Raw genomic sequence first — 26,537 nt, 5'->3', positions numbered from 1 at the left:
GGTTCTCTAACCCGCCCTGTTCACCCGCATGTACCAGTCCACAAGGCGACGCACCTGCCGCTCGGTGTAGCCGCGCTCGACCATCCGCTGCACGAATTCATTGTGCCGCTTTTCCGTGACACTGTCCTGCTTGGAGCCGAAACTGATCACCGGCAGGAGGTCCTCGACCTGGCCGAACATGCGTTTTTCGATGACTTCCCGCAGCTTTTCGTAACTTGTCCACGCCGGGTTGCGGCCATGGTTTCTTGCACGGGCGCGCAGGGTGAATTTCACCACCTCATTGCGGAAGTCCTTGGGATTGGCGATGCCGGCCGGTTTTTCGACCTGTGAAAGCTCGTTGTCCAAAACCTCGCGGTTGAGGATCTGGCCTGTGTCGGGATCCTTGTAGTCCTGGTCTTCGATCCAGGCGTCGGCATAGGCGATGTAGCGGTCGAAAAGGTTCTGGCCGTACTCGCTGTAGGATTCCAGATAGGCTTTCTGGATCTCATGGCCGATGAATTCGGCATACCGCGCGGCCAGCTCGGACTTGATGAACTCCAGATAGGCGGCTTCCGTCTCCTTCGGAAACTGTTCGCGCTTGATTGCCTCCTCCAGGATGTACATGAGATGCACGGGGTCGGCGGCCACCTCTTCGGTGTCGTAGTTGAAGGTCTGCGACAGGATCTTGAAGGCAAAGCGCGTGCTGACGCCTGCCATGCCCTCATCGACGCCGGCGGCGTCCCGATATTCCTGAACCGACTTTGCCTTGGGGTCGACTTCCTTGAGGTTCTCGCCATCATAGGCGCGCATCTTGGTGTAGAGCGGCGAATTGTCGTGCTCGGCCAAGCGGGTCGAGACGGTAAACCGGCTGAGGATGTCCAGCACCTCTGGAGCGCAGGGACTGGCGGCCAATTCGCTCTCCCGCAACAGTTTCTCGTAGATCTGCCGCTCTTCGGTTATCCGCAGGCAATACGGCACCTTGACGACGAGGATGCGATCGAGGAAAGCCTCATTGTTCTTGTTGTTCTTGAATTGCAGCCATTCCGACTCGTTGGAATGGGCCACGATGATCCCCTGGTAGGGAAAGGCGCCGAAATTTTCGGTGCCGTTGTAGCTGCCTTCCTGGGTGGCCGTCAGCAGCGGATGCAGGACCTTGATAGGCGCCTTGAACATTTCGACGAATTCAAGCAGGCCCTGGGTGGTCCGGTTCAGTCCACCGCTATAGGAATAGGCGTCCGGATCGGACTGGCTGAAGTTTTCCAATTGCCGGATGTCCACCTTGCCGACCAGGGCCGAGACGTCCTGATTGTTCTCGTCGCCGGGCTCGGTCTTGGCGATGGCGATCTGGCGCAGTCGCGACGGCATCAGCTTGACGACGCTGAACTTGGAAATGTCGCCGGAAAGTTCGTCGAGGCGCTTGGCCGCCCATGGCGAAATGAGCCCGTTCAAGCGGCGTCGTGCAATGCCGTATTTATCCTCCAGCAGGTCGCCCATGCGATCGGGATGGAAAAGGCCAAGCGGCGATTCGAAAACCGGGCTGACCTGGTTGCCGACCTTCAGCGTGTAGATCGGGCGCTGTTCCATCAACTTCTTCAGCCGCTCGGCAAGGGAGGATTTGCCGCCGCCCACCGGGCCGAGCAAATAGAGGATTTGCTTGCGCTCCTCGAGCCCCTGGGACGCATAGCGAAAATAGCCGGCGATGCGCTCGATTGTATCCTCCATGCCGTAGAAATCGGCGAAGGAGGGGTACACTTTCAGGGTCCGGTTGGAGAAAATACGGCCGAGCCGCTCATCCTTGCTGGTGTCGACCAGGTTCGGCTCGCCGATCGCCTCGACCATCCGTTCAGGCGCCGAGGCATACATCGACTTGTCCTCGCGGCAGGCAAGGAGATATTGCTGGATGCTGATCTCTTCCTGCGCCGCGTTGGTGTAAATTTCCGAAAAGAGATCGAAGACGTCAGACTGGTTCTCTCGCATGATGCTTTTGCCCTCGGAGCCGCTGTGGCTTCCATTCGGCTCGTCTCGCATTCAACTGCCGGGGGGTACCGTTTGTTCCCTTCATGTGAAGAGGTGGCCGCGATCTTAAGGATTGAGGCTACTCCGCGAGATCAAGGCGCTCGTTGCGGAGCGGTATTCAGCGCGGGTAGCGGGTGTGTTGCGAAGAACCCCTGACTGGACGGCTGGGGCGGCCGCGTGCAGTCTTGCCTTGCCAGGAGACAATGATGATCGATCGACGAAGCCTGATCATGGCCTCCATGGCGGCGATGCTGCCGTTGGAAGCGTCGGCCGCGTGGAAAACACGCCGGCCCACGCCAGAAACCTTCGACTACGGGCCGGCCAAGCTCGACATCTATGCGCCCGATGGTGCAATCGGCCTGCCGGTCGTGTTTTTCGTTCATGGCGGCACCTGGCAGTTTGGCAAACGCAGTCAGGTGGACGCCAAACCGGCCTTCCTGCTCGCCAACGGCTTCTGCTTCGTCTCCATCGATTACCGCATGCTGCCGCAGGCCAATGTCGCCACCCAGGCTGGTGACGTCGAAAAGGCCTATGCTTACATCAGGGCCAACATCGCCCGGCATGGCGGCGATCCCAGCCGCATCGTCGGCATGGGCCATTCGGCCGGCTGCCATCTGGTTGCGCTGACCGGCATGCGCGGCGGATTGCCGGGCATAGCCGCGCTCATCCTCGACGACACCAGGGCCTATGATCTTGCAGCACTTGCCAAGAATGGCGGTATGGTCCGGGCCTATGCCCGCGTCTTTTCCGATCCCGCGCAATGGGCGGCACTTTCGCCGGCCAGCTATGTCGACGGCCGCAAGCACCCGCCGACTTTCATCGCCTATTCGCGGGCATCGGGCCGGAGCGAGGACTCCAAGGCCTTTGCCGAGCGCCTGCGCTCGACGGGCACCAAGGTTACGCTGTTCGACGGCAGCGCCTATACGCATATGTCGATCAATCGCGATTTCGGCGAGGAGGGCGACGCGCTGACCGCGGCCGCGCTGGCATTCCTGAAATCGACGGTTGGCTGATCTTTACGGCACTGGATTAGATCAAAAGTAGCGGCAAGACATTGCTGCAGGTGCTCGCGGGTGCAACTGCTCTGCGATCTTGAGCGGGAGGGAATTGCATGAACGGCGCCGATGTCCTGTGTGACGTGCTTCTGGCCAATGATGTGACGGTCTGCTTCGCCAATCCCGGCACCTCCGAAATGCACTTCGTTGCAGCGCTTGACCGCAAGCCGAACATGCGTTGCGTGCTCGGGCTGTTCGAAGGCGTGGTGACGGGTGCCGCCGATGGCTATGCGCGGATGACCGATCGGCCGGCCGCGACGCTGCTGCATACCGGTCCCGGCCTGGCCAATGGGCTGGCCAACATGCACAATGCCCGGCGTGCCTTCAGCCCGATGATCAACATCGTCGGCGACCACGCCTCTTACCATCTGCCGCTCGATGCCCCACTCACCAGCGATATCGAGAGCCTTGCGGCGCCGATGTCCAACTGGGTCGGCCGCGTCAAGGGTCCGGCCGATGTCGTGCCGGCAGCTGAAGCGGCCTTTCGCGCCTCGCTGACACCACCCGGCGTCGCGACCCTGATCCTGCCGGCGGATGCCGCCTGGGGCGAAGTCGAGGCGGTTTTGCCCGGCAAGGTGACGTTGGCGCCGACGCCGGCCGTCGATATGGACGCGGTACGCAAGATCGCCGCGGCGATCCGTGCCGCTCCGGGCCGGGCCGGCATGATCGTTCGCGGAAAGGCCGCGCGCGCCGATGCGCTCGCCATCGCCGGGCAGATCTCGACGGGCAGCGACGTCCGGCTGTTCGGCGAGGTTCTGATCGCACGGATGCAACGCGGGCGCGGGCGTGTCGCGCCGACCCGCATCCCCTATCCGGTCGATGCGGCGATGGCTGTGCTGAGCGACGTCGATGTTCTGATCCTGGTCGGCGCAAAGGAGCCGGTTGCCTTCTTCGCCTATCCGGGAAAACCGGGACGGCTTGTCCGGGAAGGCTGCGAGGTGCTGACATTGGCCGCCCATGGCGACGATCTGCATGCGGCGCTGGAGGCGCTTCGCGACGAACTTGGCATCAAGCCGTCGCAACACAAGGTGCTGGCGGCCGCTTTTCCCGACGAGGCAACGCCGAACGGCAAGCTGACGGAAGATGCCGTCGCACTTTCGGTGGCGCGCAAACTGCCGGCCGATGCGATCGTCTGCGATGAAGCGGTCACCTCGGCCAGGCGTTTCTTCGCGCTGTCGGCCTTTGCCGCGCCGCACGACTACATGATGGGCACGGGCGGATCGATCGGTGGCGGCATCCCGATGGCGACCGGGGCGGCAATCGCCTGTCCCGACCGCAAGGTGGTCAATCTCGAAGCCGACGGCAGCGGCATGTACACGGTGCAGGGACTGTGGACGCAGGCGCGGGAAAAGCTCGACGTAGTGACGATCGTGTTTTCCAACCGAACCTATGCGATCCTGCATGGCGAGATGAAGAATGTCGGCGTCGGCGCCATCGGCGAGAACGCCAGGCGCATGCTCGACCTCGACCATCCCTCGCTCGACTGGGTATCGCTGGCCAAAGGCATGGGCGTGGAGGCGGCTCGCGCCGATACGTGCGAGCGCTTCGACGCGTTGCTGGACAGTGCGCTGTCACGGCGCGGGCCGTTCCTCATCGAAGCGGTGCTCTGAGCGCGGGGAAGCGACCTACCAGCGGGTCTTTTCGCCGGGAGCCGCGGGTTCGATCGCCAGCGCGTGCACGCCGGCCTTCAGTTCGTCGGCAAGCAGTTCGTTGACGGCGCGGTGACGGTCGATGCGGCTCATGCCGGCAAAGGCGGAAGCGACGACGCGGACGCGAAAATGCGTCTCGCCGGTGCCGTCGTAAGTGCCGTGATGGTCGGAGCCGTGATGGTGGTGGCCGGCATGGAGATGGCTCTCGTTGATGATAACCAGCCTGTCCGGCGAAAATGCCTTGTTGAGCTTGTCTTCCATGGTCGCCTGTATGGACATCGCCATCTCCCTTCACCACATATCGTTGGCGTCTCGGCCTGGAAACCGAAAATCGGTTTCGCGAGGGGCCGCCGCCGCGCAACAAAATCCGCCATTCGCCTGCTTTATGCCGCGATTCAGCGGTTAGGGCGATGATCGCGAAAATGTCAATTCTTGTTTCGCATCTGCGAACGCCCCATAAATGGGTAAGATGAAGCCGTACCCCAAATATTTCGAGAAGATTCGCGTCCGCCCCGACAAGGACGCGGAGCTGAAGTCGCACTCGCCGATCTGCCAGTGGGACGGCTGCAAGGAAGCGGGCACCCATCGTGCGCCGGTCGGGCGCATGAAGGAGGGTGAGTATTTCCACTTCTGCTTCGATCATGTGCGCGAGTACAACAAGGGCTTCAACTACTTTTCCGGCGTGCCGGACACCGAGGTCGCGCGCTTCCAGAAGGAAGCCATGACCGGGCACCGGCCGACCTGGAAGATGGGCGCCAACGGGGCCTCGACCCGGTCGTCGCCCGATATGGCCCAGATGCGTTCCGGCCGCGCCGGCTACTATAACCGCATGCGCGACCCGTTCGACCTGTTCAAGGGACCCAAGGATCCGCGCGAGGCGCGCGAGCGCAAGGCCAAGCCGCTTGAGGCCAAGGCGCTGGAAACGCTTGGTCTTGATACAAAGGCGACTGGCAAGGAGATCAAGGCGCGCTATAAGGAACTGGTGAAACTACACCATCCGGATGCGAATGGTGGCGACAGAGGTTCGGAAGACCGGTTCCGCGATGTGCTGCAAGCCTATCGCGTGCTCAAACAGGCGGGCCTGTGCTGAGCGACCATACGGTTCGTGTCGTTTTCCAACTTTCATAAGGTTGGAAAAGGCTTTAAGACCGCCCCCGGACAAAATCGATTGCCGGCGAAATCAGACGTTTCGCCCGTGGAGACGTTGAGAGATATGAACAAGGTCGATCGCGACATCGCCAACCTGCCCGACACGACGGTGTCGGTGAAGGAGAAATTCGGCTTCGAATCCAAGATGGTGGTGCCGGCCTATTCGGTGACATCGGAGCATGTGCCCGACATCGACCCGGACTATCTGTTCGACAAGAACACGACGATGGCGATCCTTGCGGGCTTTGCCTACAACCGCCGCGTCATGGTGTCGGGCTATCACGGTACCGGCAAGTCGACCCATATCGAACAGGTAGCCGCCCGCCTCAACTGGCCCTGCGTGCGCGTCAACCTCGACAGCCATGTCAGCCGTATCGATCTCGTCGGCAAGGACGCGATCGTGGTCAAGGACGGGTTGCAGATCACCGAATTCCGCGACGGCATCCTGCCCTGGGCCTACCAGCACAATGTCGCGCTGTGCTTCGACGAGTATGATGCCGGCCGTCCGGATGTGATGTTCGTCATCCAGCGCGTGCTGGAATCGTCAGGCCGGCTGACGCTGCTCGACCAGAGCCGGGTTATCCGCCCGCATCCGGCCTTCCGGTTGTTCTCGACCGCCAACACGGTCGGCCTGGGCGACACCACCGGCCTCTATCACGGCACCCAGCAGATCAACCAGGCCCAGATGGACCGCTGGTCGATCGTCACCACGCTGAATTATTTGCCGCACGACAATGAAGTCGCCATCGTGCTGGCCAAGGCCAAGCACTATCGCGACGGCAAGGGCAAGGACATCGTCAACAAGATGGTGCGCGTCGCCGACATGACGCGCTCGGCCTTCATCAACGGCGATCTGTCGACCGTGATGAGCCCGCGCACGGTGATCACCTGGGCAGAGAATGCCGAGATATTCGGCAATATCGGCATGGCGTTCCGGCTGACCTTCCTCAACAAGTGCGACGAACTGGAGCGCTCGGTGGTGGCCGAGTTCTACCAGCGCGCCTTCGGCGAGGATCTGCCCGAGAGCGCCGCCAACGTGGTCCTGGGGTAAGCACAGTCTCAATGGCGGGGCCGGGCGACAACACGCGCAACAAGTCGAAGACGGGGTCTGAAGCCGACAGCTTCAAGCGTGCCGTCACCGTCTGCATGCGCGCCATTGCCGGCGACAAGGAACTGGAAGTCGGTTTCGCCAAGGACCGGCCGGCGCTCGCCGGCAGCCGTGCGCGTCTGCCCGAATTGCCGAAGAAGGCGTCGAAGACCGATATTGCGATCACCCGCGGCCTCGGCGATTCCATGGCGCTGAAGCGCGCCTGCCACGATGTGCGCATCCACACCAAGCTGGCGCCGGAAGGCAAGGCGGCGCGGGCCATCTATGACGCGGTCGAGCAGGCCCGCGTCGAGGCGATCGGGTCTCGCGCCATGCAGGGCGTCGCCGACAATATCGGTTCGATGCTGGAGGACAAATACGCCAAGGCCAACCTCGTCGACATCAAGGACAAGGCCGACGCGCCGATCGAGGAAGCTCTTGCCCTGATGGTGCGCGAGAAGCTGACCGGCCGTCCGGTCCCGAAAAGCGGCGAGCGGCTGGTCGAGCTCTGGCGCCCCTGGGTCGAGGAGAAGGCCAAGGCCGACCTCGACGGATTGTCGGCCAAGCTCGGCGACCAGCAGGCGTTCGCCCGGGTCGTGCGCGAGATGCTCGCCTCCATGGAGATGGCCGAGGAACTCGGCGACGACCAGGAGACGGAAGATTCCGAGGACAATGACGACAACCAGCCGCAAGGCGAGGAGCAGAGCGAGGAGGGCGGCGAAGAGGATTCCGGCTCCGAGCAGTCGCAGTCCGAGGATGCCGAAGCTTCGGCCGATGACGAGCAGTCGGCCGAGACGGAAGCCTCCGACGCCACCGCCGACGATCTGTCCGACGATGACGACGCCGATGCCGAAACACCCGGCGAAGCGCGCCGCAACGACAATCCCTTCACCAATCTGCCGAAAGAGATCGACTACAAGGTCTTCACCACCGCTTTCGACGAGACGGTCGGCGCCGAGGAGCTGTGCGAAGAAGAAGAGCTCGACCGGCTGCGCGCCTTCCTCGACAAGCAGCTCGCCAACCTGTCCGGCGTCGTCGGGCGGCTGGCCAACCGCCTGCAGCGCCGGCTGATGGCGCAGCAGAACCGCTCCTGGGACTTCGACCTGGAAGAGGGCTATCTCGACCCGGCACGGCTGGTGCGGGTCGTCATCGACCCGATGCAGCCGCTGTCGTTCAAGCAGGAGCGCGACACCAAGTTCCGCGACACGGTGGTGACGCTGGTGCTCGACAATTCCGGCTCGATGCGCGGCCGGCCGATCACGGTCGCCGCCACCTGCGCCGACATATTGGCGCGCACGCTGGAGCGCTGCGGCGTCTCGGTCGAGATCCTCGGCTTCACCACGCGGGCGTGGAAGGGCGGGCAGGCGCGCGAGAAATGGCTGAAGGACGGCAAGCCGCCGAATCCTGGCCGGCTCAACGATCTGCGCCACATCATCTACAAATCGGCCGACCATCCGTGGCGGCGGGCACGGCGCAATCTCGGCCTGATGATGCGCGAAGGCCTGCTCAAGGAAAATATCGACGGCGAGGCGCTGCTGTGGGCGCATAACCGGCTGATCGCCCGGCCCGAGCAGCGCAAGATCCTGATGATGATCTCGGACGGCGCGCCGGTCGACGATTCGACGCTGTCGGTCAATCCGGGCAATTATCTCGAACGCCATCTGCGCGCCGTCATCGAGCTGATCGAGACGCGTTCGCCGGTGGAACTCTTGGCCATCGGCATCGGCCACGATGTCACGCGCTACTACCGCCGCGCCGTCACCATCGTCGATGCCGAGGAGCTGGCTGGCGCCATGACCGAGCAGCTGGCTTCGCTGTTTGCCGAGGAAAGCGCGAAGGATACGCGGCGCGGCGGTGGTATGCGGCGCGCCGGATGATCTCCAGGCGCGGCGGCTTTCAGCAGACGCTTTTCGCCGCCATCGCCCTGCTTTCCGGTGTGGCTTCGGCGGCAGCCGGTTCGCCCGACTCTGGTTCTGTCGAACCGGTCGAAATCTCGGCCCGCCCGATCACCGAATTTCACATTGGCCGTGCCGACAAGCAATTCGGCCCTTTCGAATTCGTCGGCGGGCTGGAGATGACCTCGCCGACACGCGATTTCGGCGCGCTGTCGGCCTTCCGCTTCCTGAAGGCCGGCGGTGACTTCATCGGCGTTGCCGACACCGGCTTCTGGTTCTTCGGCACGGTGGTCCGCGACGCGGAAAAGCGGCCCTCCGGCATCCAGAATTTCCGCATGCAGCAGATGGTCGACGAGACCGGCCGGCCGATCGACAGGAAATGGGAGGTCGATGCGGAAGGCCTCGCGGTCAAGGACGGCATTGCCACCGTCGGCTTCGAGCGCAGCCACCGCGTCGCCCAGTTCAAGATCGACCCCAACGACATGAAGGCGCCGTTCAAGCCGCTGGATTTCGTCGTTCCGGCCCAGGAGCTGCGCCAGAATCGCGGCTTCGAGACCGTCACCCACGCCAATGCCAACGGTCAGCATGAGGGCGGCCTGGTCGTGGTCTCCGAAAAGAGCCTCGACAAGGCCGGCAACATCTATGCCGCCATCATCGAAGGGCCACACAAGGGCGTCTTTACTGTCAAGCGCAACGGCGATTTCGACATCACCGACGGCGCCTTCCTGCCGGATGGGGATCTGCTGCTTCTGGAGCGCAGTTTCTCGATGGCGAGGGGCGTCAAGATGCGGCTGCGGCGCATCTGTGGCGAAAGCGTCGAGAAGGGCGCGGTCGCCGACGGGCCGGTGCTGCTGGAGGCCGACATGGGCTACCAGATCGACAATATGGAAGGGCTCGACGTCTGGACCCGCGACGACGGCGCGCTGATGGTGTCGCTGATCTCCGACGACAACCACTCGATCCTGCAGCGCAACCTCTATCTGGAATTCATCCTGCACCAGGATTGAGCCCGCCGGCTTTACGTCTTGGTGGCGATCCAGATGATATGGCGCGCGCCGCGCTTGCCGTTGGCGCGCGTACTGACCTCTTCGACCCCGAAGCCTGCCTGCTTCAGCCGCCGCGTGAAGCCGATGTCGGGGCCTTGCGACCACACCGCCAGCACGCCGCCCGACTTGAGGGCGCTGCGTGCGGCTGCGAGGCCCTGCAGGCTGTAGAGCGCGTCGTTGGATTTGTGGACGATGCCTTCCGGGCCGTTGTCGACATCGAGCAGGATGGCGTCCCAGGCCGCGGGCTGCGAGCGTATCAGCTGCCCGACATCGGTCTCCTGGATGGTGACGCGTGGATCGTCGAGACAGCCGCCAAAGATTTCGGCCATCGGACCGTGCGCCCAGGCGACAACGGCCGGCACCAGTTCAGCGATGACGATTCCGGCATCATTGGCCAATTCTGCAAGCGCGGCGCGCAAGGTAAAACCCATGCCAAGCCCACCGATCAGGATTGTTGGCTGGCTATTGCCGGCAATCCGCCCGCAGGACAGTTTTGCCAGCGCTTCCTCGGAACCGCTGAGGCGGCTGTTCATGAGCTCGTTGGTGCCCAGCATGATCGAGAATTCGGTGCCGCGCCGCTTGAGGCGAAGTTCTTGTCCGCCGTCTGGGGTCTTCGCCGAATCGAGCTGGATCCACGGGATCATGATCTTTGTCCGACCATGATCTTTTCCGAAAACTGGGTCCCACTTTTCGGGATCATGGTTTAAGCCGCAACCGCGGACTGGCTCCAACGGGCAGCGAGCAGCCGGTAGGGTATGAGTGCGACGACGGCGATGATCAGCTTCACCGAGAGATCACCAAGCGCCCAGGAGATCCAGCGCATCGCCTCGACATGGAAGACGCCCATCAAGGGTGCGTTTTCCAACGCAAAGCCGTCGTTTGGTCCGGCGAAGGCAAAGGCAGCTGAGAAAGCGACGGTGAAGAACACGGCGGTGTCGAACACCGACCCGACCAGCGTGCCGATGATCGGCGCCCGCCACCAGCTCTGCCGGCGCAGCCGGTTGAACACGGTGACATCGAGCAGTTGCGCGGAAAGGAACGCCGCTCCGGACGCGGCCGCGATACGCACCAGCCGGTCGGCGGCGGTCTCGAATTCAATCAGGCCGTGACGGAACAGGAAGGGCGGGACAAGGATCGAGCAGATCACCGCCGTCATGAAGCCGACAAGGACGATCCGGCGCGCCACAGTGGGTCCGTAGCGGCGGTTGGCGAGGTCGGTGACCAGGAACGAGAAGGGATAGGTGAAGGCCCCCCAAGTCAGAAGGTCGGCCAGCGAGAGGCCCCCGATCTGGCCCTGCATCGGGAATTGCACGAGAATGTTCGATGCCACGACGACAAGCGCCATGGCGGCCACGAAGGGCAAATACCGCGAGAAGGAAGTCATTTTTTTATCCTGGGTAATGGAACCAGCCAAGCATCATGCCCATGCGGGCGATGCTCGCCTTCGTATGTGGGCACCGGATTGCCAAAACCTTGCGGCTTCGATCCGATGCTCCAAGGCCAACAAGATGTTGGCCAGAGGCCAACAAGATGTTGGCCAGGGCGGTCGTCCCCCGCCTTTGAACTGTTTAAGCGGCAGCCTGCTCGGCGGTCTTCTTGGCGATCTGCTTCTTCAGCAGACGGGCGCGCTGCGACAATTCCTTGACGTCGGCCTTGGCCAGGAAGGCGTCGAGACCGCCGCGATGTTCGACCGAACGCAGTGCGTTGGCCGAAATGCGCAGGCGCACATTCTGGTTCAGCGCTTCCGAAATCAGCGTCACATTGACGAGGTTCGGCAGGAAGCGACGCTTGGTCTTGTTGTTGGCGTGGCTCACATTGTTGCCGGACATGACTGCCTTGGCAGTGAGTTCGCAGGTGCGGGACATTGTTCTAACCTTCAGTTCTCGGGGTCTGCCAAACACTCAAGCCCACGCCGGGTGGCGCGCGGTTCTGGTCAGGCGGCCTTATGGAAAAAGTTGGCGTTCCATAGTTGCATTTCGCCGAGGTGTCAAGCTCCTGCATTGCCCACGGCGCGCCCGGCATTTTCATATTAAGGCCGGAATTCATCCTATAAGCGGTCTCATAGGGACATGCCAGACCGGAGTTGCCCGCCTCCGGCCGAAAATCAAGGACCGATCCCGCCATGCTTCGTTCGTCACATGCCTTTGCCGCCATGCTTGCCGCAGCCTTGCCGTCCGCCGCGTCTGCTGCCTCGCCGCAGTCGTTCAAGGGCGAGTATACGGTATCGTTCCTTGGACTTTCGATAGCGAAATCAACGTTTTCCAGCCGTTATGAGAACGGCGCCTACGCGATCGAAGGCAGCGTCAGCGCGGCAGGGTTGGCAAAACTGTTCGACGACACGCGTGGCACGATCTCGTCCAAAGGCACGATTGCGGGCAAGAGGATGGTGCCGCAGGCATTCCGCGCCGATTACACCTCCGGCAAGAAGGCATCGGTGGTCGACATCCGCTTTGCAAATGGCAGGGTCACCTCGACGCAGGTCGTCCCGGCGCCGGGCAAGCGCGACCCCAAGAGTTGGGTGCCGCTCGGTGCCGGCGACCTGGCATCGGTGCTCGATCCGATGGCTGCCACCGTCATCCATGCCGACAGCCTCGACCAGGTCTGCGGCCGCACGGTAAAGTTCTACGACGGCGAGATGCGCGCCGATCTGACGCTGACTTACGCTTCGAAGGGCACGATCTCGGTGCCGGGCTACAAGGGCGACACGGTTACCTGCCGGATGGGCTTCGAGCCGGTGGCTGGCTATCGCAAGGGCCGCAAGGCGCTCAACTATCTCAAGAGCAAAAGCCGCATGATGGTGACGTTTGCACCGCTCGGCCAAACCGGCGTATATGCGCCGATCCATGCCACGGTGGGCACGCAGATCGGCACCTTGACCATCAGCGCCGGACGTTTCGAAGCGGTACAATAGCCAGGCGCAGAATTGGCGCGCCACTGGAGACAGAATGGGGCGCGCAACACTGATCGGCTTTTCGGCGGTCGCCATGTGGGCGCTGCTCGCACTGCTCACCGATGCGTCGGGCCAGGTGCCGCCGTTCCTCTTGTCGGCGATCACCTTCTCGATCGGCACCGGTGTCGGGCTGGTCGCGCGGCTGTTCATGCCGGCACCCGACAAGAGCCAGAAGATACCGCCGCAGGTGTGGCTGATCGGCATTGCCGGGCTGTTCGGCTACCACTTTTTCTATTTCACTGCGCTGCGCAATGCGCCGGCGGTGGAGGCGAGCCTGATCGCCTATCTATGGCCTTTGCTGATCGTGCTCGGCTCGGCGCTGATGCCGGGCGAAAAACTGGCCTGGAACCATGTCGTCGGCGCGCTGCTCGGCCTTGCCGGCACCGTGCTGATCGTCACCAAGGGCGGGGGCCTCGCCTTCGACGCCCGTTACGCCTTCGGCTATGCGATGGCCGCCGTTTGTGCCGTGCTGTGGTCGTCCTATTCGCTGTTGTCGCGGCGCTTCCCGTCGGTGCCGACCAGCATCGTCACCTGGTTCTGCGCAGCGACCGCGGTGCTGTCGCTCGCCTGCCACCTGGCGCTGGAACAGACGGTTCTGCCTGACGGTGCCGGCCAGTGGCTGGCCGTGCTCGGCCTTGGCCTGATGCCGGTGGGGGCGGCCTTCTATGCCTGGGACATCGGCGTCAAGCGCGGCAACATCCAGGTGCTGGGTGCTGCAAGCTACGCCGCACCGCTGTTGTCGACGCTGGTGCTGATCGCGGCCGGCGTCGCCGAGCCGTCGCCGCGCATCCTCGCCGCCTGCGTGCTCATCACCGGCGGGGCCGCACTTGCAGCGAAGTCGCTGTTCCTGCGCAAACCAGCGGCTGAGAGCGGAGCCAGGGCATCCCAAAGCAGGGCCGGGGCATGACGATGCCGTTTGCCGGCGGCATCGACGCAAATGCCAATGCGACACTGATCTTTTCGCTGGCGGCGGCGGTGATCTACGCCTTTACGCTTGGCATGCCACCAACGCTCGCCCGCTCGGCGGCAAAGACGCTCGCCGTGGCGATGCTTGCCGTGCTGGCCGGGCTGCAGGGCGGCCCGCTGCTGCTCGCCGCCGCGCTCGCCCTCAGCGCCGTTGGCGACGCATTCCTGTCGCGCGACGGTGAAAAGGCCTTCCTCGGCGGGCTGGCCAGTTTTCTTGTCGCCCACATCGTCTATGTCGCGCTGTTCCTGCGCAGCGGTGGCGGGTTGGGGGTGCTTGGCGCCGAGTCGTGGCGCGGAGCGATCGCGCTCGCCATGGCGGTGTTTGCGGCCGTCATGCTGGCGGCGCTGTGGCGGCGCGTCGGTCCCGGCCTGCGTATCCCGATCGCCGTCTATGTCGCTGCGATCCTGGCAATGGGTATCTCGGCGCTGACCACCAGCAACGTCTCCGTGATCGGCGGCGCGCTGTTGTTCATGGCATCCGACGGGCTGCTCGCCACGGAGAAATTCCTGGTGGCCGCCATCTCGCCGCACCGCGCCTGGATGCGCTTCGCCGTCTGGGCGCTGTACTACGCCGCCCAACTCGCGATCACGCTTGGGTCCCTGCTATATCCGGGCTCTTATTGAGCTACGGTTGTTTCGGCTGCCAGCCGGGTGCTGCCAGTTCGAAGGCGGCAAACTCGAAGCCCGGCGCGACGGTGCAGCCGACCAGCGTCCATTCGCCGAGGCTGCGCGCCGATTGCCACCAGCCCGCCGGCACGATGATCTGCGGCCGCTCACCGGCTGCGAGATCGATTCCAAGCACCTGCTCCGCAACGGTGCTGCCTTCTTCCCACATTGCCAGTGCCAGCGGGGCGCCGGCATGGAAATGCCAGACCTCGGCGGCGTCCTTGACCCGGTGCCAGGCCGAAACCTGATGCTCCTCAAGCAGGAAATAAATGGCGGTCGAATGGCCGCGCGCGCCGCCAGTGCCATCGCGAAAGGTCTCGGCATACCAGCCGCCTTCCGGATGCGGCTTCAGCCCGAGCGTCGCGATGATTTCGGCGGAGCTGGTCATGGCGTCGACGATATCACGGGCTCTAGAAGTTGTCCTTGCGCTTGCGGATTTCGGCAAAGACCTCGGCGTCGGAAGCCTTCTCCAGCCCAAGATGCTTGCGGATCGCCGGATCGTGCCAGCGCAGGAAGGGATTGGTCGACAGTTCCTCGCCGATCGTCGTCGGCAGCGTCGGCTTGTTCTCGGCGCGCAGCTTTTCGATCCTGGCGGCGCGTTCCTTCAATGCTGAATTGGACGGGTCGACGGTCAGCGCGAAACGGGCGTTGGAGAGCGTGTATTCGTGGCCGCAATAGATGGCCGTTTCAGCTGGAAGTGCAGCCAGCTTCTTAAGCGAATCATACATTACCGGCGGCTTGCATTCGAACAGCCGCCCACAACCCAGCGCAAACAGCGTGTCGGCGGTGAACGCCACGCTCGAGGCCGGCAAATAATAGGAAACGTGGCCGGCAGTGTGGCCGGGGGTGGCGATGACTTCGATCCTTTCATCGCCAAGATGGAGAACCGAGCCGTCTTCGACGGTCTCGTCTATGCCGGGGATCTTGGCCTTTTCGGCCTCTGGACCGACGATGCGCAGCTTGAAGCGCTCCTTCAGCGCCAGATTGGCCTCAACGTGATCCATGTGATGATGTGTGGCCAGGATCATCGTCGGCGTCCAGCCGGTGCGCTTTATCGCGGCCAATATTGGCGCTTCCTCGGGCGCATCGATGATCGCGGTCTGGCCGCTTTTGGGGTCATGAACCAGCACGCCGAAATTGTCGCTGCGGCACATGAACTGTTCGATTTCGACCGGCATCACATCTCTCCGTTATGGCCGCAGACATAGGGCGCTTGCGGGTCGATGTCATCCCGGATGTCGAATGACATTCCCGGAATGTCGGGTCGTCGCGGCCTTTTGTTGAAACCTGGCGACATCACGGCTACATCCCTGCCATGCATTCCGACATCGTCGATCTTCGCTCGTTCTATTCGACAACGCTCGGCCGGTTCGCCGAGCGTTCGATCACCATGGCGTTGTCGTCGATATGGGCGGCCGTTCCCAACGAGCGGCTGGTTGGTCTGGGCTACACCTTGCCGTGGCTGGAGCGGTTCGGCAGCGACGCCGAGCGGGTCTTCGCCTTCATGCCGGCAACGCAAGGCGCGGTGGTGTGGCCGGCGACGGGGCCGACGGCGACGGCACTGGTCTTCGACGAGGAACTGCCGCTGGTCGATTCCTGCATCGACCGCATGCTGCTCGTCCATTCGCTCGAACATGTCGAGAACCCGCGTGAGACGCTGAACGAGATCTGGCGCGTGCTGTCGCCGGCCGGCCGGGTGGTCATCGTCGTGCCCAACCGGCGCGGTGTCTGGGCGCGCTTCGAGCACACCCCATTCGGCAACGGCCGGCCCTTTTCGCGCGGCCAGCTTACGGAACTGCTGCGCGAGGCCAATTTCACGCCCGCCGCCTGGTCCGATGCGCTGTTCTTTCCGCCATCGCGGCGCCGTTTCATGATGCGCTTCCACAATGTACTGGAGCGCGCCGGCCGGCGGCTGTGGCCGATCTTTTCCGGGGTCATCGTGGTCGAGGCGCAGAAGCGGCTCTATCAAGGCGTGCCGGTGGCGCAGCGCGCATCGCGCCGCGTCTTCGTGCCGGTGCTGTCGCCGCATGGCGCCACCCGGCTTGGCCGTCACAAAGCGGATGCCAAGCCCTTGGCTGCGCGGGTGACGGCTTCGTGATCGCGGCAAGCGTGCCTGACGTCGTTTCCCTGCCTATCTGTCGCAAGCAGACCGACAGCCCATCCGGCAGCCCATACGAACGCCTGTCAAGTTTCTCCATCCGGTTGCAGCACTGACGCAAGGACCTCGGCCATGGCTGATCAACCGGACAATGCCGCCGCCGTTCAGCCGGTTGCCGTGGCGGTCGAGGCCAGCAGCCTGCACGATCAGGTGATGACGATCCGGCGGGCGCTTGCGGGATCGCCGGTTCGCAGATGGTTGCTGTGGACATCGGTCGGCATCATGGCCGTGATCATCGCAACGTCGATCGGCCAGGTTCTGCTCAACCGCTGGAACCAGCCTTTCTACGATGCGCTTGCCCGCCGCGACATGGCGGCCTTTTTGCACCAGCTCCTCGTCTTCGCGGCCATAGCCGGGGGACTTCTGGTGCTCAATATCGGCCAGACCTGGCTCAACCAGATGATCAGGCTCAAGCTGCGCGAGGCGCTGACGCTGGATCTGATCGATCAATGGATGCGGCCGGCGCGCGCCTTCCGGCTGGCCAATGCCGGCGCCATCGGCGTCAATCCCGACCAGCGCATGCAGCAGGACGCCGCGCATCTGTCCGATCTGTCAACCGATCTCGGCGTCGGCCTGCTGCAGTCGTGCATCCTGCTCGTGTCCTTCGTCGGCGTGCTGTGGGAGCTGTCCTCGGGCTTCGTGTTCCACATCGGCGGGACCTCGCTGGCCATACCGGGCTACATGGTCTGGGCCGCCATCCTTTACGCCGGCATCGCCTCCTGGCTGAGTTGGCTGGTGGGGCGGCCGCTCATCCGCCTGAACAGCGACCGCTATACACGCGAAGCCGAGCTGCGCTCCTCGATGGTGCGCGTCAACGAGAATGTCGATGCCATTGCGTTGTATCATGGCGAGGCCGACGCCAGGCGGCGGCTCGAACTCGATCTCGGCACGGTGCTGGGCGCCATGCGGCGCATCTACACCGCCCAGATCAACCTGTCCTGGGTGACCGACACCTATGGCTGGATCACCGTCGTGGCGCCCATACTGGTTGCTTCGCCTGTCTATTTCTCAGGTGATATCAGCTTTGGCGGGCTGATGATGGCGGCCGGCGCATTCAACCAGGTCCACTCCTCCTTGCGCTGGTTCATTAACAACATCGGCAGCATTGCCGATTGGCGCGCCACGCTGATGCGCGTGGCCGATTTCCGCATCGCGCTCGATGAAACCGATGCGCTGCACGACACCGAAAAGCGCATCGCCTTCGGCCAAAACGTCAGTGGCAGCCTGACTTTCGAGAAGCTCGAAGTGGCCTCGCCGGAGGGCTGCACCAGGCTCGCCGACCCGCATGTCGAAATCCGCCCCGGCGAGCGCGTCATGATCACCGGCGATCCCGGTGCGGGCAAGACGCTGTTCTTTCGTGCCATTGCCGGCCTGTGGCCATGGGGAAGCGGCCGGATCGGCCTGCCGCCGGGAGAAACCCCCATATTCGTGCCGCGCGTGCCTTATTTTCCAGTCGGCACATTGCGCGAAGTCCTCGATCACCCGAACGGCCCCGCGCCGGCGGACGATGCCGACATTTCGGCGGTGCTGGCCGAGGTCGGTCTGGGACGGCTATCCTCATCGCTCGACCGCGCCGGGCGTTGGGACCATGAGTTGGGCGATGACGAACAGCGCTCGCTGGCCTTCGCCAGGCTCGCGTTGCGGCAGCCGAAATGGGTGATCATCGACGAGGCGCTGGATGCATTCGACGGCCCATCGCTAAGACGCGTGCTGTCGATGCTCGAGAAGCGTTTGCCGGCGACAGCGATCCTCAACATCGGGCGCGGCCAGCACAACAACCACTTCTTCCCGCGCGCGTTGACGATCGTCAAGGATTCCGGTGCGCCAGCGCTGAAGCCCGCCCGCGTCAGAGCCGGCGCGATCGAACCGCCGCCAGTCGCCGCCCGCCGCAAGAAATGAGCTGATATCCGGACGGGGAAGCAAAGCTTTATTTTGCCGTGATCGCGAGGGAAGCTCTTCGGGAGAACAACCTGGTGACGGCCATGCTTGATGCTCTGCGCCTGCTTGCCTGTCTTGCCTGCGCCCAGGCTGCTCCCGCCGCCTCGCCGCGGGATGCGCTCGCCGTCGACGTCGAGCTGGTGCTGGCAGTCGACATCTCGCTGTCGATGGACGAGAAGGAGTTCGCGCTGCAGCGCGCCGGTTATGTCGAGGCGCTGCGGCATCCCGACTTCATCAAGGCTGTCCGCGCCGGCGCCACGGGCCGCATAGCGCTGACCTATTTCGAGTGGGCCGGCACGGTGCGCGACGACGCGGTCATCGGCTGGCAGATCATCGATAGTGCCGAGAGCGCCAACAGCTTTGCCGACGAGGTCGCGGCGCGCCCGTTCCGCAGCTTTCGCGGCACTTCGATTTCCGGCGCGCTGGCCTTCGGTGCCGAGCTTTTCGACCGCACGTCTTTCCAGGGCGAACGTAGCGTCATCGACATTTCGGGCGACGGACCGAACAATATCGGGCCGCCAGTCACCGCGACGCGTGATGCGGCGACTGCCAAAGGCATCGTCGTCAACGGCCTGCCGATCCTGATCAGCCCGTCGCCCACCTTCAGCCATCTCGACCAGTATTACGCGCAGTGCGTGACCGGCGGGCCCGGTTCCTTCGTGCTGCCCATCTATGCCGCCGCGGAGTTTTCGACAGCCATCCGGCGCAAGCTGATCCTCGAAGTGAGCGGCATTCGGGACAAGGCGAGAATCACCCCCGTCGACGCGGCCAAGCCGATAGACTGCCTGCAGGGCGAACGGGACAGGCGGTTTTTATCGGATCCGTATTTTCCCAAACTTGACCGCTGAGCTCTCGATAGTGCGGTTCACGCAATCCGGAGGGAAAACCGTTCCACGATTTTCCTGGAGTTGCTCTGGGTTCAGGCGAGCCGGGCGCCACATTGGTTGCGAAACTCGTTGGAGAGATCGCGGCGCCAGCGTCGGCCATGGACATAGCCTTGCATCAATTCCGGCAGCGAGTAGCCAAGCGCTTTCGACGATCGGTTGGCCATATAGCCCTGGAATGCCTCCGGTATCCTGCCTCGCAGGATATCGGCGATGAGCTGCCGCGAGATCATGTAAGGCGGAATGTGCGGGTAGGCGTGGGCAATATGAGGATGTTTGCCCATCAGGTTCGCATAGGCCTCGACATAGCCGTCACGGCGGCCGGAAATCGAGTTCTCCGAATTGTATTTCGTCCAGTCGAGGTCCTCGGACAGTTGCGCACCGAAGCGCCGGGCAAGGCGCAGCAGCAATTCGCGATCCTGCATGCGGGTGATGTCGCTGTCGTAGCCGCCGATGGCCAGCAAGGCTTCACGGCGAGCAGTGATCGCGGAGCCGGCGATGAAGATGGTCTGCCCAACCAGCGTCCGCTCAAGCATTGCGGGGCTCACGAATGCCTCTGGGTTGGCGCAGTTTGTGATGCGATTGCCCTTCAGGGACACGAACGAACTGATCAGCACTTGCAGTGCAGGATTTTCATCGAACCAGGTCAGGGTTCGTTCAAGCCGGTGCGGCAAGTAGATGTCGTCGGAATCGAGGAACGTCACCAACGGTGCCCGCGCCCGCTCGATGCCGGCATTCCTGGCGGCGTTGGCGCCTCGCCATTTCGCCCCGACATAGATCAGCCGCGGGTCCTGGATGCGGGCCAGCGCCGCTTCGGTCCCATCGGTCGAACCATCGTCGACGACAATGTGCTCAAACCTCGACATGCTCTGGGAGAATACGCTTTCCACGGCGCGCAACACTGTTTCGCGTCGGTTGTGGGTCGGCGTAATGACCGTGATGAGAGGTACTGGATCGATCCCGGCCATGTCTGTCAGCTGTTTCCTGCGCAGGGTTGCGCGTCTGTCCAGGACTTTTCGATTTTCAGAACGGTCGAATGGATTGGACTTCCCTTTCTCTACACCACATCACAGTCGGCGCGACGCTATAAAAAACGACTGCCCCTGTCACCCACCGTGCCGGTACTCAATCCAGGCGAGACAACGAATCCCCGCTCTTAGCGTTCCAATTGCAACAGCACCGCCGCACATAGCATTACGAATCACCGTGGAAGCAACCCATCATGACAGATAGCATACATCCCATTACCTCAGACGTAATCGCTTAGCGCTCGGCCTTTGGTCAGATTGCCCATGCAGAGGCCGGCAACTCGGCTTCGATGACAAGGGAGTTCAGTCATGGCCGCTTACGCCGTCGCCCATATGCGCCAAGCCACAATGGGTCCGCAGATCGTCGAATATCTGCATAGGATAGATGCCACGCTGGAACCTTTCGGCGGCCGTTTTCTGGTCCATGGCGGCGATGTGGAGGCGATCGAGAACGACTGGCCTGGCCATCTGATCATCATAGAATTTCCCGACAGGCAGCATGTGCATGGCTGGTACAATTCGCCGGCCTACCAAGCGATACTGGCGCTGCGCACGGACAATTCGGAGGCCGATGTGGTGTTCGTCGACGGCGTCGAACATCCGCACAAGGCCACGGATGTTCTGGAGCAATCGCCGGATCAAGGATCAATTGGACGCTGAACTGCGGTTCAAGGAATGGCGGTACAGCGTCTAGCTATGCCCAACATAGTCTGGCACCGTTTCGATTTTGTCGCGAACCATGCCAGTTGCGAAACTGAACTGGCCCCAAAACGCCAAACCATAAAATGCCTGACCGACAATCAGAGAAAAGGGAACCTGCCAAAGCGGCATCCCGGTTTCCCGGGCATGGCCTACGATCCGTCGTGTCGTGCGCCATGACATGGTGAGCCACCGGCTGAAGGACTTGACTATCCGTCGCGTGCGGCTCGGCGAATTGAGCGCAACGAACTTCCGGTCGGCGTCGCGACCTGTAACCAGGGCGCGCCAGTAAAAGAACCGCCAGCCCCGCGGCGAATAGTGATAAACGCGTGCGTTGACATTATGAATTTTGTGGCCTTCCCGCAGCAGTTCGCGCATCAGCAAAGTGCAGGAAACCTTGAAGCCGTTATGTTTTGGAAAAGGGTGGCTGAGGATCCACTCGCGTCGAAACGCTACATTGTTGGCGTTGATCGCTCGCTTCGAGGCAAATCGACCGTCTCCACGGGCCATCGGGAAAAACCAGATCAACGCAAAGGTTCTTGAAAAGAAGTCGTCGTATGAAAGGTATGTATATCCGTTTGCGCAGATAACTTCAGAGTTTTCAAAGGGTTCAAGCAGTCCTGATAGCCATCCTGGTTCCGCGACCACGTCGGAATCCAGAAAGATGACGATATCTCCGTCCGATGCCAGCATACCGTTGTTCTTCAGGTCGTAATATCGGCCACCAGGGAAAGCTGTGAAGACGAGTTCGGCAACCTGACCGAGCTGCGGGGCCTCATTCGAATCTCACGACGCAACGCCTCTTTGTCCGACTCTGCTCCGCCGTGAGAGATGACGATCCTTGGTCGCGCTGAACCGGTTGCTGAAACCGATGAGATTTCCCGAGCCAAGGCCTTCATCCCAACGCCGATCTCGTCCCAGTCGATCGACTTTGCATTCTCCATTTCGACGACGAGTGAATAAGTTGCGCGTTCTTCGACCATTTTTGCCCCCCCGAGCCGTCAGTGTGGCTATAGCCGCACTAGCCCGCTGTCAAACAGTCGACGCCATTTACACTGGTTCGCGATCGTCATACAGGGCGACTTTGCTCGGCGCCAAACACACTGTTGCTTGGCGAGTCGGGTCTTTGATCGGTGAGGAAATTACCGTTTCAGCAAGAACACTGCCTGCTGGCCGAAGAAATTCCAGAACCACCACGGCATCGACAAGCCGATCTTCTGGCCGGCGGCGTCGAGGGCGGTTGCCTTCTCGACTGTCGCGCCGAGTTCGTCGCACAGATTGACGAAATCGCGGATGGTGCAGAAGTGGATGTTGGGCGTGTCGTACCAGGAATAGGGCAGGTCCTTGGTCACCGGCATGCGGCCGTTGAGGAACAGCGACAGGCGCACACGCCAATGGCCGAAATTGGGGAAGGAGACGATGGCGCGGTTGCCGATCCTGAGCAGTTCGTCGAGCACCAGCTTCGGGTTGCGGGTGGCCTGCAGCGTCTGCGACAGGACGACGAAGTCAAAGCCCTTGTCGGGATAGAATTCGAGATCCTTGTCAGCGTCGCCCTGGATGACCGAGAGGCCGCGCGCCACACATTCGTTGACGCCGCGCTGCGACAGCTCGAGTCCGCGGCCGTCGACCTGCTTGGTGTCCTGCAGCAGTTCGAGCAGCGAGCCGTCGCCCGAGCCGACATCGAGCACGCGCGACTGTGGCGGGATGAGGTTGGCGACGACTTCGAGGTCGACGCGCTGGTCGCGGTTGACGCTCATGGCTTCGCCTCCCGCCTGGCGCATGATCCCGATCCGAAAAGCCTGCAATTTTTCCGGGTCATGCGCTCAGCCCTCTCGCTCGGGCCGCCGAGCCGATGAAGCCGTTTATCGCGGCAAACAGTTCCGGCTCGTCGAGCAGGAATGCGTCGTGGCCACGGTCGGTCTCGATCTCGACGAAGGATACCGATGCGCCGGCGGCGTTGAGCGCATGCACGATCGAGCGGCTCTCCTCGGTCGGGAACAGCCAATCCGAGGTGAACGACACCAAGCAGAAGCGGGTTTTCGTGCCGGCGAAGGCATCGGCCAACCGGCCGCCATGGTCTGCGGCGAGGTCGAAATAGTCCATCGACCGCGTCATGTAGAGGTAGGAATTGGCGTCGAAGCGATCGACGAAGGTCATGCCCTGATGGCGCAGATAGCTTTCGATCTGGAAGTCGGCGTCGAAGCCGAAGGTCAGCGCTTCGCGATCCTGCAGATTGCGGCCGAACTTGCGGTGCAGGGCGGCTTCCGACAGGTAAGTGATGTGGGCGGCCATACGGGCTACCGCCAGGCCCTTTTCCGGGCGTTTGCCGTGCTCGAAATATTTGCCGCCATGCCAGTCCGGATCGGCCATGACAGCCTGCCGGCCAACCTCATGAAAGGCGATGTTCTGCGAGGAATGGCGCGCGCCGGTGGCGATCGGCAGCGCCGAGAAGACGCGCTCCGGATAGCTCGACGCCCATTCCAGCACCTGCATGCCGCCCATCGAGCCGCCGAGCACGCAAAACAGTTTCTCGATGCCGAAATGGTCGATCAGCATTTGCTGCGCCCGCACCATGTCGCGGATGGTGATGATCGGCAGGTCAAGCCCATAGGGCTTGCCGGTGGCGGGATTGGTCGAGGCCGGGCCGGTGGAGCCAAGGCAACCGCCGATGACGTTGGAGCAGATGACGAAGAAACGATTGGTGTCGATGATCTTGCCGGGCCCGATCAGCACTTCCCACCAGCCTGGCTTGCCGGTCACCGGATTGGTGCTGGCGACGTGCTGGTCTCCGGTCAGCGCATGGCAGACGAGGATGGCGTTGGAGCGGGCATCGTTCAGCGTGCCGTAGGTCTGGTAGGCGATCTGGAACGGTGACAGCAGCGTGCCGGCGTCCAGCTTGAGCGGCTTGTCGGATCCAAAACGCAAAACCGGGCTCGACGGTTGGTCGACCTCGTTGTTGGTTTTGCGGGCACGCAGAACGGCCATGACATCCATCTCACACTTTGAGCCCACGCATCGCGCTCGTCGAAAGTCGATGCCGATACGGGTGTCCGGCCGGCGCGGACAACAAAAAACCGGCATTGCGGTCGCAAAGCCGGTTACAGGATGCAAACGGCCCTTTAGCAAGTTGTTTAACGTGGCTGCAAGCCGACCGGCCAAATCACCACGGAAGTTCACTCCCCTTCTAGGGCTGTGGCGCGCCGGCGTCAACGGCCTGCCTTGGGCGGGAGGCTGTCGCCTCTCGACATTGCAGGCCACGGCTTGTATTTCCGCTGCGGCTTCCCTCAGGAAGCGTTCTCGACGGATTTTGCGACATGAGCCAGACACCGGACCAGGCACGTCCAACCCCGCGCGCGGGCATCATGGACATAGACGCCTATGTGCCGGGCAAGAGCACGGCGCCTGCCGGCGTCGCCAAGGTCCACAAGCTGTCCTCCAACGAGAACCCGCTCGGGCCCTCGCCGAAGGCGATCGAAGCCGCGCGCGAGATTGCCGGAAAGCTTGACGTCTATCCCGACGGCACCGCCAGGCGGCTGCGCGAAGCGATCGCCGAGGTGCATGGCCTCAACCCGCAGAACATCATCTGCTCCAACGGCTCCGACGAGATCCTCGGCCTGCTGGCGCAGACCTATCTGGCGCCCGGCGACGAGGCCGTCATCACCGAGCACGCCTTCATGGTCTACAAGATCTACATCCAGTCGGCGGGCGCCGTTCCGGTGACGATCAAGGAAACAGACGAGCGCGCCGATATCGACGCCATCCTGGCCGCCGTCACGCCGCGTACCAAGATCGTGTTCCTCGCCAATCCCAACAATCCGACCGGCACCTATGTGCCGTTCCAGGAGGTGCGCCGGCTGCATGCCGGTCTGCCCAGGCACGTGCTTCTGGTGCTCGACGCGGCCTATGCCGAATATGTTCGCCGCAACGACTATGAGGCCGGCATCGAACTGGTCGGCAGCGCAGAGAACGTGGTGATGACCCGGACCTTCTCCAAGATCGGCCTTGGCGGGGCGCGGATCGGCTGGATGTACGGGCCGATGCACATTGTCGACGCCATCAACCGCGTGCGCGGCCCCTTCAACGTCAATGCGACGGCGATCGAGGCCGGCATCGCCGCCATTCGCGATCGCGCCCATGTCGAGCGCAGCGTGGCGCACAACGAGACCTGGCTGGCCTGGCTGAGTGAGGAATTCACAAAGCTTGGGTTGCGGGTGACGCCCAGCGTCGGCAATTTCATCCTCATTCATTTTCCCGAGGACCAGAAACATTCGGCAGCGGCGGCGGACGACTATCTGACGGCGCGCGGCTATATATTGCGGCGCGTTTCGGGCTATGGCTTTCCCAACGCGCTGCGCATGACCGTCGGTACCGAAGAGGCCAATCGCGGCGTTGTCGCCGCTCTCACGACATTCCTGAAAAGCTAGAAACCATGACATCACCGATGTTTGAAAAGATCGCGCTGGTCGGCATCGGCCTGATCGGCTCGTCGCTGGCCCGCGTCATCCGCCGCGAGGGCCTCGCCCGCCACGTATCCATCTCGACCCGCAGTGCGGCGACGCTGGCACGGGCCGAGGAGCTTGGGCTGGGCGATAGCTATAGCACCGATGCGAGAGAAGCTGTCCGCGATGCCGACCTGGTCATCATTTCGGTGCCGGTCGGCTCGTCCGGCACGGTTGCCGAGGAAATCGCGCCGGCGCTGAAGCCGGGCGCGATCCTCACCGATGTCGGCTCGACCAAGGCGTCTGTCATTGCGCAAATGCAGCCTTATGTGCCTGAAGGTGTCCATTTCATTCCCGGCCACCCGCTGGCGGGCACAGAAAAATCCGGCCCCGACGCCGGTTTCGCCGACCTGTTCGACAATCGCTGGTGCATCTTCACGCCGCTGCCCGACACCGACCCGGACGCGTTGGAGAGGCTGTCGGAGTTCTGGCGGCGCTGCGGCGCCAACATCGACACGATGGATCCCCAGCATCACGATATGACGCTGGCCATCGTCTCGCATCTGCCGCACATCATCGCCTACAACATCGTCGGCACCGCCGATGATCTGCAGTCGGTGACCAAATCCGAAGTGATCAAATATTCGGCTTCCGGCTTCCGCGACTTCACCCGCCTTGCCGCCTCCGACCCGACCATGTGGCGGGATGTCTGCCTGCACAACAAGGACGCCATCCTCGAAATGCTGGCGCGGTTCTCGGAAGATCTGGCCTCGCTGCAGCGCGCAATCCGCTGGGGCGACGGCGAAAAACTCTTCGACCTGTTCACCCGCACCCGCGCCGTGCGCCGCTCGATCATCGAAGCCGGCCAGGACATCGACGTTCCCGATTTCGGCCGTCAGGCGGTCGAGCACCCCGCGAAGGGCTAGGTCTGTC

27 protein-coding genes and 1 riboswitch are annotated in these 26,537 nt (G+C 62.8%); of the genes, 15 read left to right on the top strand and 12 right to left on the bottom strand.

From position 1 onward, the window contains the following. Positions 1-6 precede the first annotated feature (6 nt). The gene (locus tag A4R29_RS25945; RefSeq protein WP_063173809.1) at positions 7-1,956 is read right to left on the bottom strand and encodes a PrkA family serine protein kinase; all 1,950 of its coding nucleotides are present in this window, start codon (positions 1,954-1,956) and stop codon (positions 7-9) included. Positions 1,957-2,201: 245 nt separating this feature from the next. On the opposite strand from A4R29_RS25945, the gene A4R29_RS25940 reads away from it, so the two are divergent. Beyond that, the gene (locus tag A4R29_RS25940) at positions 2,202-3,008 is read left to right on the top strand and encodes an alpha/beta hydrolase (protein ID WP_063173808.1); all 807 of its coding nucleotides are present in this window, start codon (positions 2,202-2,204) and stop codon (positions 3,006-3,008) included. A 98-nt stretch (positions 3,009-3,106) separates the two neighbouring features. After that, positions 3,107-4,660, top strand: a complete 1,554-nt coding sequence (locus tag A4R29_RS25935) for an acetolactate synthase large subunit (RefSeq protein WP_063173168.1) — start codon at positions 3,107-3,109, stop codon at positions 4,658-4,660. A 15-nt stretch (positions 4,661-4,675) separates the two neighbouring features. On the opposite strand, the gene A4R29_RS25930 is transcribed toward A4R29_RS25935, so the two are convergent. Then, on the bottom strand, positions 4,676-4,978 hold the full coding sequence (locus A4R29_RS25930) for a BolA family protein (RefSeq protein WP_013529365.1): 303 nt from the start codon (positions 4,976-4,978) through the stop codon (positions 4,676-4,678). Positions 4,979-5,159: 181 nt separating this feature from the next. Between A4R29_RS25930 and A4R29_RS25925 the strand changes: the two genes are divergently transcribed. From A4R29_RS25925 to A4R29_RS25910, 4 genes are all read left to right on the top strand, one after another. After that, the gene (locus tag A4R29_RS25925) at positions 5,160-5,789 is read left to right on the top strand and encodes a J domain-containing protein (protein ID WP_013529366.1); all 630 of its coding nucleotides are present in this window, start codon (positions 5,160-5,162) and stop codon (positions 5,787-5,789) included. A 123-nt stretch (positions 5,790-5,912) separates the two neighbouring features. Next, on the top strand, positions 5,913-6,899 hold the full coding sequence (gene cobS, locus A4R29_RS25920; protein WP_013529367.1) for a cobaltochelatase subunit CobS: 987 nt from the start codon (positions 5,913-5,915) through the stop codon (positions 6,897-6,899). An 11-nt stretch (positions 6,900-6,910) separates the two neighbouring features. Further along, positions 6,911-8,812 carry a cobaltochelatase subunit CobT gene (gene cobT, locus A4R29_RS25915; RefSeq protein ID WP_013529369.1) on the top strand — a complete coding sequence of 634 codons (1,902 nt, stop codon included), beginning with the start codon at positions 6,911-6,913 and terminating at the stop codon, positions 8,810-8,812. Continuing rightward, complete coding sequence (locus A4R29_RS25910; protein ID WP_063173167.1) at positions 8,809-9,837, top strand: esterase-like activity of phytase family protein; 1,029 nt, start codon at positions 8,809-8,811, stop codon at positions 9,835-9,837. The genes cobT and A4R29_RS25910 overlap by 4 nt, the downstream gene beginning before the upstream one ends. A gap of 11 nt (positions 9,838-9,848) precedes the next feature. Here A4R29_RS25910 and A4R29_RS25905 read toward each other — a convergent pair whose 3' ends face one another. From A4R29_RS25905 to rpmB, 3 genes are all read right to left on the bottom strand, one after another. Then, a complete protein-coding gene (locus A4R29_RS25905) occupies positions 9,849-10,520 on the bottom strand; it encodes a spermidine synthase family protein (RefSeq protein WP_063173166.1) in 672 nt (223 codons plus the stop codon). A 59-nt stretch (positions 10,521-10,579) separates the two neighbouring features. Beyond that, entirely contained in the window at positions 10,580-11,260 is a 681-nt protein-coding gene (locus tag A4R29_RS25900; RefSeq protein ID WP_063173165.1) for a queuosine precursor transporter, read from the bottom strand. Between the two features lie 184 nt (positions 11,261-11,444). Further along, a complete protein-coding gene (gene rpmB, locus A4R29_RS25895; RefSeq protein ID WP_013529373.1) occupies positions 11,445-11,741 on the bottom strand; it encodes a 50S ribosomal protein L28 in 297 nt (98 codons plus the stop codon). A gap of 257 nt (positions 11,742-11,998) precedes the next feature. Between rpmB and A4R29_RS25890 the strand changes: the two genes are divergently transcribed. From A4R29_RS25890 to A4R29_RS25880, 3 genes are read left to right on the top strand one after another with little or no spacing between them, the layout of a single operon-like run. Then, entirely contained in the window at positions 11,999-12,787 is a 789-nt protein-coding gene (locus A4R29_RS25890) for a DUF3108 domain-containing protein (protein ID WP_063169105.1), read from the top strand. A 34-nt stretch (positions 12,788-12,821) separates the two neighbouring features. Further along, on the top strand, positions 12,822-13,733 hold the full coding sequence (yddG, locus tag A4R29_RS25885; RefSeq protein WP_063173164.1) for an aromatic amino acid exporter YddG: 912 nt from the start codon (positions 12,822-12,824) through the stop codon (positions 13,731-13,733). Further along, the gene (locus A4R29_RS25880; RefSeq protein WP_024503745.1) at positions 13,730-14,416 is read left to right on the top strand and encodes a lysoplasmalogenase; all 687 of its coding nucleotides are present in this window, start codon (positions 13,730-13,732) and stop codon (positions 14,414-14,416) included. The genes yddG and A4R29_RS25880 overlap by 4 nt, the downstream gene beginning before the upstream one ends. A gap of 1 nt (position 14,417) precedes the next feature. Here A4R29_RS25880 and A4R29_RS25875 read toward each other — a convergent pair whose 3' ends face one another. Together A4R29_RS25875 and gloB are read right to left on the bottom strand one after the other, a co-directional pair. Continuing rightward, on the bottom strand, positions 14,418-14,846 hold the full coding sequence (locus tag A4R29_RS25875) for a cupin domain-containing protein (protein WP_063173163.1): 429 nt from the start codon (positions 14,844-14,846) through the stop codon (positions 14,418-14,420). A 22-nt stretch (positions 14,847-14,868) separates the two neighbouring features. Further along, positions 14,869-15,636: a hydroxyacylglutathione hydrolase gene (gloB, locus tag A4R29_RS25870; RefSeq protein WP_063173162.1), complete on the bottom strand. Its 768-nt coding sequence runs from the start codon at positions 15,634-15,636 to the stop codon at positions 14,869-14,871. A gap of 137 nt (positions 15,637-15,773) precedes the next feature. Here gloB and A4R29_RS25865 point away from each other — a divergent pair, with 137 nt between their 5' ends. From A4R29_RS25865 to A4R29_RS25855, 3 genes are all read left to right on the top strand, one after another. Continuing rightward, on the top strand, positions 15,774-16,556 hold the full coding sequence (locus A4R29_RS25865; protein WP_013529379.1) for a class I SAM-dependent methyltransferase: 783 nt from the start codon (positions 15,774-15,776) through the stop codon (positions 16,554-16,556). A 132-nt stretch (positions 16,557-16,688) separates the two neighbouring features. Further along, positions 16,689-18,515, top strand: coding sequence for an ABC transporter ATP-binding protein/permease (locus A4R29_RS25860; RefSeq protein ID WP_063173161.1), 1,827 nt, complete (start codon positions 16,689-16,691; stop codon positions 18,513-18,515). An 83-nt stretch (positions 18,516-18,598) separates the two neighbouring features. Beyond that, a complete protein-coding gene (locus tag A4R29_RS25855; RefSeq protein WP_063173807.1) occupies positions 18,599-19,402 on the top strand; it encodes a DUF1194 domain-containing protein in 804 nt (267 codons plus the stop codon). Between the two features lie 71 nt (positions 19,403-19,473). On the opposite strand, the gene A4R29_RS25850 is transcribed toward A4R29_RS25855, so the two are convergent. Continuing rightward, the gene (locus tag A4R29_RS25850; protein WP_013529382.1) at positions 19,474-20,406 is read right to left on the bottom strand and encodes a glycosyltransferase family 2 protein; all 933 of its coding nucleotides are present in this window, start codon (positions 20,404-20,406) and stop codon (positions 19,474-19,476) included. Between the two features lie 369 nt (positions 20,407-20,775). Here A4R29_RS25850 and A4R29_RS25845 point away from each other — a divergent pair, with 369 nt between their 5' ends. Further along, positions 20,776-21,126, top strand: a complete 351-nt coding sequence (locus tag A4R29_RS25845; protein WP_063173160.1) for a DUF1330 domain-containing protein — start codon at positions 20,776-20,778, stop codon at positions 21,124-21,126. A gap of 30 nt (positions 21,127-21,156) precedes the next feature. Here A4R29_RS25845 and A4R29_RS25840 read toward each other — a convergent pair whose 3' ends face one another. The 4 genes from A4R29_RS25840 to metX form a co-directional block, all read right to left on the bottom strand. After that, complete coding sequence (locus A4R29_RS25840) at positions 21,157-21,858, bottom strand: glycosyltransferase (RefSeq protein WP_244506867.1); 702 nt, start codon at positions 21,856-21,858, stop codon at positions 21,157-21,159. 11 nt (positions 21,859-21,869) lie between these two features. Beyond that, positions 21,870-22,148, bottom strand: a complete 279-nt coding sequence (locus tag A4R29_RS35145; RefSeq protein WP_244506866.1) for a hypothetical protein — start codon at positions 22,146-22,148, stop codon at positions 21,870-21,872. Between the two features lie 159 nt (positions 22,149-22,307). After that, positions 22,308-22,922 (bottom strand): methionine biosynthesis protein MetW, encoded by a 615-nt coding sequence (metW, locus tag A4R29_RS25835; RefSeq protein ID WP_013529385.1) that lies wholly within the window; start codon positions 22,920-22,922, stop codon positions 22,308-22,310. Positions 22,923-22,980: 58 nt separating this feature from the next. Further along, entirely contained in the window at positions 22,981-24,150 is a 1,170-nt protein-coding gene (gene metX, locus A4R29_RS25830) for a homoserine O-acetyltransferase MetX (RefSeq protein WP_013529386.1), read from the bottom strand. Positions 24,151-24,264: 114 nt separating this feature from the next. Continuing rightward, a riboswitch (SAM riboswitch) is annotated at positions 24,265-24,342 on the bottom strand. 137 nt (positions 24,343-24,479) lie between these two features. Here metX and hisC point away from each other — a divergent pair. Together hisC and A4R29_RS25820 are read left to right on the top strand one after the other, a co-directional pair. Further along, positions 24,480-25,589, top strand: a complete 1,110-nt coding sequence (hisC, locus tag A4R29_RS25825) for a histidinol-phosphate transaminase (protein WP_063173159.1) — start codon at positions 24,480-24,482, stop codon at positions 25,587-25,589. A gap of 5 nt (positions 25,590-25,594) precedes the next feature. Then, a complete protein-coding gene (locus tag A4R29_RS25820; protein WP_027162911.1) occupies positions 25,595-26,530 on the top strand; it encodes a prephenate/arogenate dehydrogenase family protein in 936 nt (311 codons plus the stop codon). The last annotated feature ends 7 nt before the right edge of the window (positions 26,531-26,537 follow it).

Source organism: Mesorhizobium ciceri biovar biserrulae (genome assembly GCF_001618845.1).
Taxonomy (GTDB): domain Bacteria; phylum Pseudomonadota; class Alphaproteobacteria; order Rhizobiales; family Rhizobiaceae; genus Mesorhizobium; species Mesorhizobium ciceri.
Note: the sequence above shows the minus strand (reverse complement) of the source record. Positions and strands in the feature narration are given on the sequence as shown.

Coding starts and splice junctions, on each gene's coding strand:
- A4R29_RS25945 (WP_063173809.1), bottom strand. CDS start 1,956: ATGCGAGAGAACCAGTCTGACGTCTTCGATCTCTTTTCGGAAATTTAC.
- A4R29_RS25940 (WP_063173808.1), top strand. CDS start 2,202: ATGATCGATCGACGAAGCCTGATCATGGCCTCCATGGCGGCGATGCTG.
- A4R29_RS25935 (WP_063173168.1), top strand. CDS start 3,107: ATGAACGGCGCCGATGTCCTGTGTGACGTGCTTCTGGCCAATGATGTG.
- A4R29_RS25930 (WP_013529365.1), bottom strand. CDS start 4,978: ATGTCCATACAGGCGACCATGGAAGACAAGCTCAACAAGGCATTTTCG.
- A4R29_RS25925 (WP_013529366.1), top strand. CDS start 5,160: ATGGGTAAGATGAAGCCGTACCCCAAATATTTCGAGAAGATTCGCGTC.
- cobS (WP_013529367.1), top strand. CDS start 5,913: ATGAACAAGGTCGATCGCGACATCGCCAACCTGCCCGACACGACGGTG.
- cobT (WP_013529369.1), top strand. CDS start 6,911: ATGGCGGGGCCGGGCGACAACACGCGCAACAAGTCGAAGACGGGGTCT.
- A4R29_RS25910 (WP_063173167.1), top strand. CDS start 8,809: ATGATCTCCAGGCGCGGCGGCTTTCAGCAGACGCTTTTCGCCGCCATC.
- A4R29_RS25905 (WP_063173166.1), bottom strand. CDS start 10,520: ATGATCCCGTGGATCCAGCTCGATTCGGCGAAGACCCCAGACGGCGGA.
- A4R29_RS25900 (WP_063173165.1), bottom strand. CDS start 11,260: ATGACTTCCTTCTCGCGGTATTTGCCCTTCGTGGCCGCCATGGCGCTT.
- rpmB (WP_013529373.1), bottom strand. CDS start 11,741: ATGTCCCGCACCTGCGAACTCACTGCCAAGGCAGTCATGTCCGGCAAC.
- A4R29_RS25890 (WP_063169105.1), top strand. CDS start 11,999: ATGCTTCGTTCGTCACATGCCTTTGCCGCCATGCTTGCCGCAGCCTTG.
- yddG (WP_063173164.1), top strand. CDS start 12,822: ATGGGGCGCGCAACACTGATCGGCTTTTCGGCGGTCGCCATGTGGGCG.
- A4R29_RS25880 (WP_024503745.1), top strand. CDS start 13,730: ATGACGATGCCGTTTGCCGGCGGCATCGACGCAAATGCCAATGCGACA.
- A4R29_RS25875 (WP_063173163.1), bottom strand. CDS start 14,846: ATGACCAGCTCCGCCGAAATCATCGCGACGCTCGGGCTGAAGCCGCAT.
- gloB (WP_063173162.1), bottom strand. CDS start 15,636: ATGCCGGTCGAAATCGAACAGTTCATGTGCCGCAGCGACAATTTCGGC.
- A4R29_RS25865 (WP_013529379.1), top strand. CDS start 15,774: ATGCATTCCGACATCGTCGATCTTCGCTCGTTCTATTCGACAACGCTC.
- A4R29_RS25860 (WP_063173161.1), top strand. CDS start 16,689: ATGGCTGATCAACCGGACAATGCCGCCGCCGTTCAGCCGGTTGCCGTG.
- A4R29_RS25855 (WP_063173807.1), top strand. CDS start 18,599: ATGCTTGATGCTCTGCGCCTGCTTGCCTGTCTTGCCTGCGCCCAGGCT.
- A4R29_RS25850 (WP_013529382.1), bottom strand. CDS start 20,406: ATGGCCGGGATCGATCCAGTACCTCTCATCACGGTCATTACGCCGACC.
- A4R29_RS25845 (WP_063173160.1), top strand. CDS start 20,776: ATGGCCGCTTACGCCGTCGCCCATATGCGCCAAGCCACAATGGGTCCG.
- A4R29_RS25840 (WP_244506867.1), bottom strand. CDS start 21,858: ATGCTGGCATCGGACGGAGATATCGTCATCTTTCTGGATTCCGACGTG.
- A4R29_RS35145 (WP_244506866.1), bottom strand. CDS start 22,148: ATGGTCGAAGAACGCGCAACTTATTCACTCGTCGTCGAAATGGAGAAT.
- metW (WP_013529385.1), bottom strand. CDS start 22,922: ATGAGCGTCAACCGCGACCAGCGCGTCGACCTCGAAGTCGTCGCCAAC.
- metX (WP_013529386.1), bottom strand. CDS start 24,150: ATGGCCGTTCTGCGTGCCCGCAAAACCAACAACGAGGTCGACCAACCG.
- hisC (WP_063173159.1), top strand. CDS start 24,480: ATGAGCCAGACACCGGACCAGGCACGTCCAACCCCGCGCGCGGGCATC.
- A4R29_RS25820 (WP_027162911.1), top strand. CDS start 25,595: ATGACATCACCGATGTTTGAAAAGATCGCGCTGGTCGGCATCGGCCTG.